This window comes from uncultured Flavobacterium sp., from assembly GCF_963974175.1.
GTDB lineage: Bacteria > Bacteroidota > Bacteroidia > Flavobacteriales > Flavobacteriaceae > Flavobacterium.
This window is the reverse complement of sequence record NZ_CAXBBR010000012.1, coordinates 39,950-53,168: the sequence shown is the minus strand read 5'-3', so window position 1 is coordinate 53,168 and position 13,219 is coordinate 39,950. Positions and strand designations below refer to the sequence as shown.

7 protein-coding genes and 1 tRNA gene are annotated in these 13,219 nt (G+C 33.2%); 6 read left to right on the top strand and 2 right to left on the bottom strand.

The features are described from left to right. The first annotated feature begins 974 nt into the window (after positions 1-974). The 6 genes from AAC069_RS15480 to AAC069_RS15455 all read left to right on the top strand — a co-directional run bounded on the left by AAC069_RS15480 (position 975) and on the right by AAC069_RS15455 (position 11,088). Complete coding sequence (locus AAC069_RS15480) at positions 975-1,952, top strand: FecR domain-containing protein (RefSeq protein ID WP_339921342.1); 978 nt, start codon at positions 975-977, stop codon at positions 1,950-1,952. After that, entirely contained in the window at positions 1,942-2,541 is a 600-nt protein-coding gene (locus AAC069_RS15475; protein WP_339921341.1) for a sigma-70 family RNA polymerase sigma factor, read from the top strand. Before AAC069_RS15480 ends, AAC069_RS15475 begins: the two co-directional genes overlap by 11 nt. An 85-nt stretch (positions 2,542-2,626) precedes the next feature. Then, positions 2,627-6,019: a SusC/RagA family TonB-linked outer membrane protein gene (locus AAC069_RS15470; protein ID WP_339921340.1), complete on the top strand. Its 3,393-nt coding sequence runs from the start codon at positions 2,627-2,629 to the stop codon at positions 6,017-6,019. A gap of 8 nt (positions 6,020-6,027) precedes the next feature. Next, positions 6,028-7,695: a RagB/SusD family nutrient uptake outer membrane protein gene (locus AAC069_RS15465; protein ID WP_339921339.1), complete on the top strand. Its 1,668-nt coding sequence runs from the start codon at positions 6,028-6,030 to the stop codon at positions 7,693-7,695. A 54-nt stretch (positions 7,696-7,749) separates the two neighbouring features. Beyond that, positions 7,750-9,012 carry a YdcF family protein gene (locus AAC069_RS15460; RefSeq protein ID WP_339921338.1) on the top strand — a complete coding sequence of 421 codons (1,263 nt, stop codon included), beginning with the start codon at positions 7,750-7,752 and terminating at the stop codon, positions 9,010-9,012. Between the two features lie 9 nt (positions 9,013-9,021). Further along, entirely contained in the window at positions 9,022-11,088 is a 2,067-nt protein-coding gene (locus AAC069_RS15455) for a glycoside hydrolase domain-containing protein (protein WP_339921337.1), read from the top strand. Between the two features lie 310 nt (positions 11,089-11,398). Here AAC069_RS15455 and AAC069_RS15450 read toward each other — a convergent pair whose 3' ends face one another. After that, on the bottom strand, positions 11,399-12,703 hold the full coding sequence (locus tag AAC069_RS15450; RefSeq protein ID WP_339921336.1) for a site-specific integrase: 1,305 nt from the start codon (positions 12,701-12,703) through the stop codon (positions 11,399-11,401). A 292-nt stretch (positions 12,704-12,995) separates the two neighbouring features. Beyond that, positions 12,996-13,077, bottom strand: a tRNA-Tyr gene (locus tag AAC069_RS15445). Between the last annotated feature and the right edge of the window lie 142 nt (positions 13,078-13,219).

Genomic DNA, 13,219 nt, shown 5'->3' with positions numbered 1-13,219 from the left:
CACTGATTCAACACTGCGCTCAGATCAAGGTTGGCAATATCAAATGAAACAATATCAATATTTGCTGAAATAAAAATGAATTGTGCAAAGTATGTCAAGAAATGGAAATTGTTTAGACAATACAACACTTTAAAACTTCTTTGGAATATTAAAATCTGAACTATTTTATCTTAAAAAACACATCTCATTAGACCAATTAAAATAAGAAATAAATGAAGATATAAAATATTAAAATAAGGATTGAATCAAGTCGAATTAAAAAAAAATGAGCCCGATACAATATAGAGCTCATTAGTATCAAAGTTAAATATGAATTTGTCCAAACTTTTGGGATCAGTCTAATACTAGTATTTAAAGTTTTTTTTTAATACGTATGTAGTTAATAAATAAGGGGTTGATTCTATTTTTAATGTGTTTTTTTCATCATGTTATTTGCTTTATTTTATATAGGTAACCAAATTCACCCTTTTTTTATCGTAATGATTTTATAAAATAATGCTCTAGAAAAGTACTTTTATATTGCGAATTATATAATAAAATTGAAAAAACGACACTAAAAAATGAACGGAGTAAGTGGACTATTTGAACAGCTAAAGATTAAATTTTGAACACCTCAATTATAATTTTTAACCAATAATCAAAGGCTCAACTGGTTCAGTTTTTAAGGGTGTGTATTGACAGAATTCCTTGATTGAAACAAACTCATTTTGGAGCTTATTAAGCTCCTTTCATATGTTTTGTAATGTCTGTTTCTTTGGAGAAACGACTTGTTTGTTTGTAAAGCAGAAATAGTACCTCTTAACCACTCTTTTAAATTTAGCAGTTTGATTAATTTATAAATTTAAAAAAAGTGTACTTGTCTCCCACAAACATTAGCTATTAACGATTAGTTAACAATATCGTGCTGATTTGATGGTATTGAAAACTAGGGGTATTTCTCTTATTTTGACTCTTATTAGTAAAGAGAACTATTTATGTTGAATATTAGTCAGAAAGAAAAAAAGTGTGTGAGGTATCTTACTAATGAAATGTCAAAAGCAGAGCGATCTGTATTTGAAATTGAATTGTCTTTAGATGATGATCTACTTGCTAATTTTGAAGATTTTAAAACAATTTGGATTAGTTATCCCAATAGTGAATTACCCAAAGCAACTACTTCTTTTGGACAAATCATTAAAAAACACAACAAACCAGAAATGGAAAACCTTGTAAGGAGTTCATTAAAAAACAAGGTGCTTCTTTCTACTGCTTTAATTTTAGTCTTTTGCACGATCTTTTATTTTGTTGCAATACCAAATTTAGAATATACCAACCATAAAATTGCTTCTAAAGGAGAGCGGCTCACTTTTATGCTACCTGATAGCAGTACTGTAGTTTTAAACTCGGGAAGTGAAGTTAAATACTCTAATGATTTTGGAAAACAGAGAGATATTTGGTTAAAAGGAGAAGCTTTCTTCAAAGTTACAAAGAATATTAATTCCCCTTTTATTGTCCATACTACTGATTTTGATGTGAAAGTTTTAGGAACAGAATTTAATGTTAATAGCAGTGTAATTAACCAAACAATTTCATTAGCAAAGGGAAAGGTAAATGTATTACTGAAAGAAAGTAAGGATGAAATTAACCTAATGCCAAATGAAGAATTGGTTTGGAATGCTAAAACAAAGTGTGTCATCAAAAGAAATTTTGATGTCAATAAAATTTTAGCTTGGAAAGATAATATACTTCTACTCGACGATGTGAAAATTGAAGATGCTCTTCCTAAAATTAATCAATTCTATGGGGCGAATTTTGTAATTAAGGATGCTGTAATTGCAAATAGGCATATCAAAGGGGCTTTTAAGAATCAGTCAATTGATGAATTTATAACTTCTCTAGAATTTATTTTAGATGTGAGTATAACAAAAACTATTCAAAACAACTTCGAAATAGCAAAATACCATGAAAATTAACCAAATAAAAATGGGCAATAGTGATTGCTTTTCGGACAATTACCTATTTCAGCAAATTCGAAATGGTCAATACGAAGCAATGGAACTTTTCTTTAATAGGTATTATACTCCTTTGTGTCGTTTTGGATTGAGCTATGAATCGAATTCTTGTCTTGTAGAAGAAAAAGTAGCTGATATTTTTATTCAGTTGTGGAACAATAGAAATATTATTGATAAAATTAAAAATCCTAAATCCTATATCTATGTAGTAGTAAAAAACAGTTTAAAAACAGTACGGAAATCAGAGCAGTTTCATCAACAAATCGATGAAAGTAAAACTAGTAATACAATGTTTTCTCCCAGTAGAGAGCAGGAGATTATTGAAAATGAACAAAAGGAAATTAATACCAATTTGATTCGTGAAATATTAGATGTTATTCCTAAAAAGTCACGTCAAGCTTTTGAGCTCAGTAGAATCGATGGATTAAAATACAAAGAAATTTCGGTAATTCTAAACGTCACTCCTAAAACGGTTGAAAATCATATAGCTATTGCACTCAAATATATTAGTAAGGCTTTGGAATCTCATAAAAAAGATAGAGTTATTTAACTCTGTTTAATAATTAGTAGAAAAACTAACTTTTTTAAAATCAGTCTTAGTTTGTTAAAAATAACATTAAGTAATCATAGATAAAATGAAACAAAAAATTATTCTAACCTTATCATTATGCCTTCAGTTGGGTATTGGAACGATTTATTCTAATACTCCAATGAAAATTGAAGCCGTAGAAAATGTAGCTGAAAACGAGAAAATCAATTTAAATCTAAAAGACGTTTCCGTAAAACAAATATTTTCTCTCATAGAACAGCAAATTGACAAAAAGTTCATTTATATGTCAGACCAGAAATTTCTTCAGGAAAAAATTTCTATTACGACAAATAACCAAGATTTAAATCAAGTACTAGCTGTTTTAAAAACCAAGTTGAGTCTTGATTTTAAGATAACTAAAAACGGAATTTTAGTAAAAGAACTTGGTAATTCAAATCAAAATAAGACTCAAGAAAACAGAAAAATTATTGGAGTAGTTTTAGATAATTCTAATTTGCCTATTCCTGGAGCATCTGTTTTTGTAGCAGGAACTGCAATAACCACCACCACTGATTTTGACGGGAAATTTATGATTAATGTCCCTGAAAACACGAGCAGTTTATCCATTAGTTATATGGGATTTGAAACTAAAATAATCAATATTGAGAATAAGACAGAAATTAAAGTAATTCTTTCTGAATCAACTTCTCAGTTAGACGAGGTTGTAGTTGTGGGATATGGTACAGAACAAAGAAGAAATGTTACCGCTTCTATTTCTACTGTAAAAATGAAAGATATTAAATCGCAACCAAAGGCTAATGTAGTTGAAATGCTTGAAGGTCGCTTACCTGGTGTTCAAATCATGAGTGATAACAGTCCAGGAGGAGGTTCTTCTATTCGTGTACGAGGCTTTAGTACCATTAACAATAATGATCCATTAGTAATTATAGATGGGGTTCCGGCTTCAAATGGATTAAATGGTATAAATCCAACAGACATTGAAACTCTTCAAGTATTAAAGGATGCCGCATCTTCTTCTATTTATGGTTCTCGTGCTGCTAACGGAGTTGTCGTTATAACAACAAAAAAAGGTGGAAAAAGTGGTAAAACTGAAATACAATTTGATGGGTATTCCGGTGTTCAATCGGCCTTTAATTTGCCTACTATGCTGAATGCACAACAATATGGTGATTTACTTTGGCAAGCCACAAAAAATGATGGGAAAGTACCAGCAAGTGGGATCTACGGAAGCAATCCTAATTCTCCAACAATTCCCGAGTATCTTAATTCTAGTAAAACCATTCCAAGTGGCGATGTAAAATGGATTAATGAAATTATGCAGCCCGCCGCTGTTCATTCATATAATTTATCGCTGTCAAAAGGGGATGAAAAAGGCCAACACGCTTTCTCTCTTGGCTATTTTAATCAGGAAGGAATTATAAAGCATACCGGTTTTGAACGTTTTTCGGCTCGATTTAATTCCAGTTATACCATTAAAGACTTTTTGACTATTGGTGAAAACTTTACGTCTTCATATACGGAGCAAGTAGCAACAGGAACGAATAGCGCTTTGGGAAGTATCGTTTATGATGCATTGCAATTTCCTTCTATTGTTCCAGTATATGATAATAATGGAGATTTTGCTGGAAATCCAATCAATGATATTGCAAATCCACTTGGGAATTTAACTCGGGCCAAAGACAATAAGCAAAAAAGAATTCAGGCTTTAGGAAATGTATTTGCCAGTGTAAAAATAAGTGATTTTACTTTTAAAACCTCTTTGGGGTTGGATTTTCAAAATTATAATTACAGAGGTTTTTCACCGGTTTATAATGAAATTCTTTCCCAAAATATAAAAAATTCGTTAACCACTAACAACAGTTTTAATTATCAATTAACGGTATCAAACACCTTAAATTATAAGAAACAAATAGGGAATCATAATCTAGATGTTCTTTTAGGGCAAGAAGCGATTAAGTATTATTACGAAGGGTTTGGTGCTTCTCGTCAAAATTTCCTTTATGAAGATCCAAATTTCAGATATTTAAGTTACGGTACTGAAAATCAATTAAACACTGGTACTGCTAACGAGTGGGCTTTGAACTCTTATTTTGGTAGAGTAAATTATAATTTTAATCAAAAATATCTAGTAAGCGCCACCGTTAGAAGGGATGGGACTTCAAGATTAGCCAATAATAATTGGGGTACTTTTCCAGCAGTTTCTGGAGGCTGGAGAATTGACAAGGAAGAATTCTTTGATTTTGGAGATGTATTTACTTCATTTTTATTACGTGCCAGTTGGGGACAAACAGGAAATCAACAATTGCCTTCTTATTCTACTGTAGACAGTTATTCAAATAACAATAATTATTCTGATTATGCTATTGCTGGTGGTCAAAATGTGACTTCAACAGGTTTAACACAAACACGCGTTTCTAATGCTGATTTATCATGGGAAACAACTACTCAGAGAACAATTGGAGTTGATCTAGGTTTTTTTAATGATAAATTAAATGTTACTGCAGAATATTACAATAAGGAAACAAATGATATTCTTGTTTATAATGTGGTTCCACTAACCTATGGAGGTACTAATGATGGACAATGGATTAATGACGGGCAAATGAAAAATCATGGTTTTGAACTAGATTTAAATTTTGCTGATAAAATAAGTGATTTCTCCTATGACCTTGCTTTGAATTTGACGGGTTATAAAAATGAATTGACGGCTTTAAATAGCGTAGCTTATTTAGGAATTCCTAGTTCCTCTTTGCATACTGTTAATTTTGATCAGGAAATATCTAGAAGTGCAGTTGGAGAACCTATAGGATCTTTTTATGGATATGTTTCTGAAGGCTTATTTCAAAGTCAACAAGAAGTTTCAGATTATGGTTTGCAACCTAATGCACAAGCTGGAGATCTTAAGTTTAAAGATGTTAACGGTGATGGAGTAATTGATAGTAAAGATAGGACTTTTATTGGTTCTCCACATCCTGATTTGATGCTTGGTTTCAATATCAACCTTAAATACAAACAGTTTGATTTAGGAATGTTTTTTAACGGAAGTTTTGGAAACGATATCTACAATTTAACCAAGTACAAAACCCATTTTTTCAATCAGGCCGCTTACAATAAAGATGTCGCTTTATTAGATGCTTGGACAGTTGATAATCCAAATTCTACTATCCCAAGATTGTCATTAGACGATAGAAACAATAACATCCGTGCTTCTTCCTATTATGTTGAAGACGGTTCTTATTTTAAATTAAACAATTTACAATTAGGCTATACTTTTCCTTCGCAAGCTTTAGCTGGAATGAAATTGCGTTTCTATGGACAGGCTAGTAATGTTTTTACTATAACAAAATATAGTGGAATGACCCCTCAAATAGGTCTACAAAGTTATTCTTCAAGTAATAGGAACCTTGATATAGGGATTGATAGAGGGATATATCCACCTTCAAGAACATTTACTTTTGGTTGTAATTTAAACTTTTAAATTAAAAAATGATGCGAATAAAAAACACAATAAAAACAGTTTTCCTATTGGCTTTAAGCCTACAGATGAGTTCATGTTCCAATGATTTTTTAGAGGAAGTTACCTACGGTGAAGTTGATCCTTCTGAAATGACAAAACCGGCAAATGTAGAACGTGCCATAATATCAGCCTATAGTGTTCTGAATGGTCAAATAGATGGGGCCAGTAATGCTTATAATTCTCCCGACTCTAATTTTAGTTTTGGAGACATAACGTCTGATGATAGTTATAAAGGTGGTGGTGGAACAGGGGATCAGAATAACATTCACCAAATGGAGATTTACAATGAAAATGCAACTACTGTAGATATTGAACGCAAATGGATGGCACTTTATGAAGGAGTAAAGCGTTCTAATGAAGCCATGCGATTGTTAAACGCTTCGACTGATTTTGAAGCTTCTTTAAAAGTGAAGAGAATGGCTGAATTACGTTTTTTGAGAGGCCACTTTTATTTTGAATTAAAAAAGATATACAATCACATTCCTTATATCGATGAAACGGCTACAACCGTTGCTGATTATGCAAAATCAAATACGACCTTTTCTTCAGATGAGATTTGGACTAAAATTGAAACAGATTTTCAGGAAGCTTATACCAATCTTCCGGAGACGCAAAGTGAACTGGGACGACCAACTAAAATCGCTGCTAAAGCTTATTTGGCAAAATGTTATTTATTTGAAAGTAAATGGCAGCTGGCTTATGACGCAACTACTGAAATAATGAGTAGTAATTATGGTTTATTGGCCGATTTTCAACAAGTGTTTTTACCAGAGAATGATAATAATAAGGAAATTATTTTTGCGGTTCAACATTCGATAAATGACGGACAACCTAGTAATTATAATGGAAGTATAGGCGATAGATTGACTGCTCCAGGAGGCCCATTTTATTCCCAATATGGTTTTCATCGTCCTTCACAGAACCTTGTTAATGCCTTTAAAACAGATGCGTCAGGTTTGCCCTTAGAAAATAATGTAAACGTTGTTGCTAGTGATAATGTAGATCCTCGTTTGGACATTACCATTGGTCGACCAGGAATACCTTATAAAGATTTAGGTGTTTTATACCAAGATACTTGGGCTAGAGATTTGGCTACATACGGTGCCTTCTCCCCAAAAAAACGTATAGTTTCTGCAAAATCAGCGTATTATGTAAAGGTTTGGCCCTATGTTAATGCTTTAAATTATTATATTATCCGTTATGCAGAGGTTGTTTTATGGAGGGCAGAGGCAGCAGTGGAAATTGGGAAATTAGAAGAAGCGAGAACGTTAGTAAATCAAATTCGAAATCGTGCAGCTCATACTGCCTTTGTAAAAACTTTAGATGGAAGTGCCAATGCTGCTAATTATACAATAGCGCCGTACAGTACAGTCTGGACAAGTAAAGTTGTGGCTAAATCTGCAGTACATTTAGAAACTCGTTTGGAAACAGCAATGGAAGGTCATCGTTTCTTTAACCTAGTTCGTTGGGGAGAGGCGGATACTGTTTTAAATGCTTATCTTTTGATTGAAAAAACCAGAAGAACACATCTAACTAATGCGGTGTTTATCAAAGGTAAAAACGAATATTTCCCAATACCACAAAGGTATATAGATGGATTACCTATAGGAATGGTTACTCAGAATAAGGGGTATTAAAAACTAAATAAAATTAGGTAATCTTATCGATTGCCTAATTTTTATATAAAAAAGATGAAAAAACTAATTTACATATTAATTACGCTTGCATGTATTTCAGGTTATAGCCAAGAAGGCAAAGGATTTGATTTGAAGTCCAAATCATCTATATCATCTTCGGTGGTACAGGATAAGAATTTCTATTTGCTGACAGCGATTCAAAACGATAAAGCAGTTCGTCAACTTTTAGAAAATAATAGTGTTTTAAAAAGTATTTTTAATAAACAGCAACAAGAGATTGGTTCCAAGCTGAACTCTTGCAAAGACAGCCTTTCCTGCTTGATTAGTGGCTATCAATTCAAAGAAATAGAACTCAAAAGTATTGAAAATGAACTTCAACTTTTGATGAAAAGTAAAAAGGAACTACAAGATTTTGTGAAAAATAATTTGCGTCCTTCAGGAAAACACGAAAATTTTAAAAGTTATACAGATACTGAATTACTGCTCAAAGCGTGGCAAGTTTGCGCTCAAGGAATGAATCGGATTATGAAGGTTTATGGTATTGGAGAAGCACCTCAGTATGCTGCAATAGATTCCGTTTCTTATGATGTAAAGTCTAAATTTTATAAAGGATCTGTTTTTATGTGGTCTGACCTGCTTCACAATAAAAAACCTAAAGTGAATACTTTATTTTTTCAAGAAAGTCTGGATTTCAGTTTGTCTCTTTTGTACATGAACCATCGAGATGAAGTGACGCGCTACGAACCGTTAGAGGAAAAGGAGAACAAAAAAGCAATTGATCATATAAAGCAAATAAATTTTAATGCTTTTGATTATGCTTCTATTTTAATTTTGGGAAATGGACCAGAGAATTATCAAGACAGATTGTCCTCAATTGGAAAACTAAATATACAATTAGGAGTATTAGAATATGAAGCTAAGAAAGCCCCTTTAATTATTGTTTCTGGAGGTCATGCCCATCCTTTTAGAGCGCCGTACTGTGAGGCTATTGAAATGAAAAAAGAATTGATGGATGTGTATCATATTCCTGAAGAAAACATTCTTATTGATCCTTTTGCCAGACATACCACAACTAATTTAAGAAATGCCAGTCGGTTGATGATTACTTATCAAGTGCCAATTGATAAAAAAAGTATAGTAGTTACAAATGTCAGCCATAGCGATTATGTAGGAAGTCCCAATTTTAATGCCCGTTGTAGAGAAGAATTGGGTTATTTGCCTGTAATTATTCTAAAAAGACTAAATTCGACTGCAATAGAATTTATGCCAAAAATAGAATCTTTGCATCAAAATCCAATCGATCCTTTAGATCCGTAAATTTATAAGATGAAAAAAACACTAGTTTTAGGACTTGCAATCTTTGCAGTAGCTTGCCAATCTTTACAAAAGAATGACGCCAAATTAGCATCACCAGTAGAAAAAGTAAATGTTTTTTTAGGTACATCAAGAGATCACGGGCAAATGTCGCCATCCGCTTCTTCTCCATTCAATATGATGAGTATTGGCCCTCAAACCTATCCTCATATTCATTCAGGATACGAGCATTTGGCAAAGGAATTTTTGGGATTTACCCACAGCCGTATTGAAGGAGTAGGCTGTTTGGGAACGGGAGGGAATCTGCTTATTAAACCTATTTTTGATGGTGATGTGAGTACGCCATTAATCAAAAAACAAGAATCTGCTTCACCGGGTTTTTATGAAGTAGCATTTGAGAATGGGATTAAAGCTCAAATGAGTGTAAAACACAATTTTGGAATTCATCATTATGAATTTACGAGAAAGGGAGCAGGGCTTTTTATTGATTTATCCCATGCTTTTGTTAATCGATTTGTTGCTGAAGAGCATGAAGTTAACAGCAATACCATTAGTGGTTGGATCGATACTCAAACCACTTGTGATAAGGGAATTTATCGTATTTATTATATTCTGGAGTTCTCAAATTTCGCTACTATAAAACCAATTAAGGAACATAAGTACCTTGTTTCTGGGCTTGCTGATGCTACAGAAATGGAAGTTCGTGTTGGTTTTTCCTCCGTGAGTACGGCTTACGCCAAAGCTAGAATAGAGGTAATGCCCTTGGAAGAGTTAACGGCGCAAACAACGGAAAAATGGAATCATCTTTTAAATAGAATAGAAGTAACTGGCGAAAAAGATAGAGAAGATTTATTCTATTCGCTTTTATACCGAGGATTACAAGCGCCATTTTTAGTTTCGGAATCGGATGGAAGCTACAAAGCCATCGACGGTTCGATTCAAAAATCGAGTAGTTCGATATACAACGGTTGGGCCATTTGGGATAATTATCGTGAGCAATTACCCATGCTTTCGTTAGCTTATCCAGAACGTTTTGGCCCCATCGTGAAGTCTATTGCTAATTTATATCCGTATGGGAAGAATAATTGGGCTACGAAACACGAATCCTCGCCTACAGTCCGCACGGAACATGCGATTGTCGTTTTATTGGATGGATATAAAAAAGGATATCCAGTAGATTTTAGTACTATTAAGGATTCTTTAATTGCAGAAGTAGACCGATTGGAATACAATTCGCCTGACAAGGCTTTGGAATCCTCTTATGACAGTTGGGCACTTTCTGAAATTCTGAAAATCACGAAAGATTCTTTGTTAAGTAACCAATATTTGAATAAGGCCTTAAAATATAAAAACTATTGGAAAAAAGATTTTGCCGATTTATCCAAGGGAGATCTCGATAAAATGCCAGCTCGTGGAATGTATCAAGGGACCGTTTGGCAGTATCGCTGGTTTGTTCCTTTTGATGTGTTGGGTTTAAAAAACTTGATAGGAGGCGAAGATTCATTTTTAAAGCAATTAGATCAATTTTTTGCAGAGGACAATTACAACCATGCGAATCAACCAGACCTTCAAGTTCCTGGTTTGTATAATGCGAGTTCACAACCTTGGAAATCACAGAAATTGTTCCGCAATATTATGCTAGATACCGTGGTGCAGGCTTATTTTAATGACAATAGTAAAGGGGTAGATTCCTATATCGGAAGGATTTATAAGAATGAACCCCAAGCTTATGTTCGCACTATGGATGATGATGCAGGCACAATGTCCTCTTGGTTTGTGATGCGAAGTATAGGGCTGTCACCAGCAAATATTGGTAGTCCCATTTATTATTTGACCGCTCCTATCTTTAAAAACGTAGATTTAAATTGGGAAAACGGTAAATCATTTGATATTGAAGTTCGCAATTATAATAAAGATCACTATTATATTCAGTCGGTTTGGTTAAACGGTGAGCCTTTATTAAGAAATTGGTTGACTCAGGAAGAAATTAGTAACGGTGGAAACCTAATAATCGAAACCGCTGCATTACCAAATAAAAAATGGGGAATTGAGGGTCAGTGGATTTCAAAGACTGATTAGTTTATAAATGATTAAGGGGTAAGTATTGATTGCTTTTATTACTTGAGATCTTTTGTCATATGGAGCGAGAAACTTAGTTAATTCAATACCGATTTATCATAAATATTTTAATGAACTACAGAATTTAGGATACGTTGAATATTTACCATCCTACCATCCCGGTGTTAGAAGTGAAGTCTGCTTGAAAGATAAAGAGGTTGCTCCATGACGGTAGCAACCTCTTTTATATGTGGTGCTAATAGCAACTACTTTTTTAGAGAAATGTAATATTTCTTATCTGTTAACTTATTATTTTATTATGAAATATTGGTTAAGACACATTATATTTTTGCTTGATATCTTTTATTTCTTTCTCTAATCTAGAGAGGATGGCAAGATCAGATTCACACATTATTGGATTAGCTTTATTTAAACGTTTATTTAATAGCGCCATTTCCCGTCCAACTGTAACCTGCTCTGTAATAGCATAGGCTTCTGTCTGCTTAACGGATGAATGTCCAAGCATTTCTTTTACTACGTTGATTGGGACATTGTTTTGTAACGTTACAGTACTTCCAAATGTTCTACGAGCCATATGCGTATTAAGAGTAAACGGAAAAGCACATAGGATCGCAATCTCCTTTAGGTATTCGTTCATCTTTTGATTTGAAGCTACAGGTAAAACAGTGCCACGTTGTAAACAGAGAGGATGTTCTTTATATTTTTTAATTATTTCAAGAGCTTGTGGTAGGAGCGGGACATTAGTTGAAGATCCTGTTTTTTGTCTTTCAGACATGATCCACGATAGTTTATCGACACCCACTTTAATATCAGTTTTTTTTAATTGATATACATCGATATAAGCTAATCCTGTGTGGCATTGAAAGACGAACACGTCTCTAACTACATTGAGTCGATCAGTACTAAAGTAATGTCGTTCTAACTCATATAATTCCTGAGTAGAAAGGGGTTTTTTTATAATTTTTGATTTTTTACTTTTAAAGTTCTTAAATGGATCTTTCAAGATAACTTCGTTGTCAATAGCACGTAGTACTATCTTTTTAAAGTTAGCGATATATTTCAGGGTTGTATTATTACTACAATTGCGAACAGACCGTAAGTAAAATTGAAAGTCTTTTATAAATTCGAGATTCAAATCAGAAAATTCGAGATCTTCTGTATTAAATTTAAGTCGAATAAAGGCTCTTAAATGATTAATAGTGATAGTGAAACGATCTAGAGTTCCTTTTGCGTATCCTTTACCCAGTAGAGCCGTCATTTCATCATTATGTTTTTGGAACTCTTCAAGTACTTTTGCTCTTGCAGCATTTTTCCCTAAAATATAATCCATAACTTTCTGAGAAGTAATAAGCTTTCCGCTATACATGTTCTCGGTTTTGTATTCATTGATTTTAAGAGTAAGAGACTCTAAGAAAAAATTAATAGATTTCGCATCTTCTTTAGTTCCGATTGCTCTTTCTAATTTTTGATCCCAACGCGAGATATCCCATTTGCGTTTTGTAGACGTTTCTTTAGGTATCCCATCTACGGTAATTCTAAGATAAATGGTTCTAATTTTACTTTCATTGCGGGGGATTTTCAAAAAGAAAACCAGCCCAAAACTGCTTTCTAACATAATTCAACTTTTAGGGTTAATAAATGTAGAATTATAACTTCAAAAAATCAAGTCGTTAAGCACGTTAACCCCTGTATCTATGAGGGTTTAGCTGGTATTCTGTGGCACATTTTTAAAAAATGCAAATGTGCCACGATTCTGCCATAGAAACTTTGATCATTATTATAAATTTTGACAAAGTGCAGAAAATGAAAAAAGCCTGCAAATCGTTGGATTTGCAGGCTTAACACGTTTTTTGTGGACTTTTGAAAAGATTGAAAAACTTTAATTTATCTATCTTAATCCCTTTTCGTGGGGAGAGTAGGATTCGAACCTACGAAGACGTAGTCAGCAGATTTACAGTCTGCCCTCGTTGGCCGCTTGAGTATCTCCCCGAAGCCTTTGAGTACAACACTTATGTTGTTGTTAGCGGTGGCAAATATAGTAACACTTTTCGTTTCTGCAAACTAAATTTGAACTTAATTTAAGTATTATTTTTAACGTATTGGTATTGAATAAAATAAAAAAATCTCCACT

Excerpts from the sequence above, each read along its gene's own strand:
- AAC069_RS15455 (WP_339921337.1), top strand. The coding sequence starts at position 9,022 with ATGAAAAAAACACTAGTTTTAGGACTTGCAATCTTTGCAGTAGCTTGC.
- AAC069_RS15470 (WP_339921340.1), top strand. The coding sequence starts at position 2,627 with ATGAAACAAAAAATTATTCTAACCTTATCATTATGCCTTCAGTTGGGT.
- AAC069_RS15475 (WP_339921341.1), top strand. The coding sequence starts at position 1,942 with ATGAAAATTAACCAAATAAAAATGGGCAATAGTGATTGCTTTTCGGAC.
- AAC069_RS15450 (WP_339921336.1), bottom strand. The coding sequence starts at position 12,703 with ATGTTAGAAAGCAGTTTTGGGCTGGTTTTCTTTTTGAAAATCCCCCGC.
- AAC069_RS15460 (WP_339921338.1), top strand. The coding sequence starts at position 7,750 with ATGAAAAAACTAATTTACATATTAATTACGCTTGCATGTATTTCAGGT.
- AAC069_RS15480 (WP_339921342.1), top strand. The coding sequence starts at position 975 with ATGTTGAATATTAGTCAGAAAGAAAAAAAGTGTGTGAGGTATCTTACT.
- AAC069_RS15465 (WP_339921339.1), top strand. The coding sequence starts at position 6,028 with ATGATGCGAATAAAAAACACAATAAAAACAGTTTTCCTATTGGCTTTA.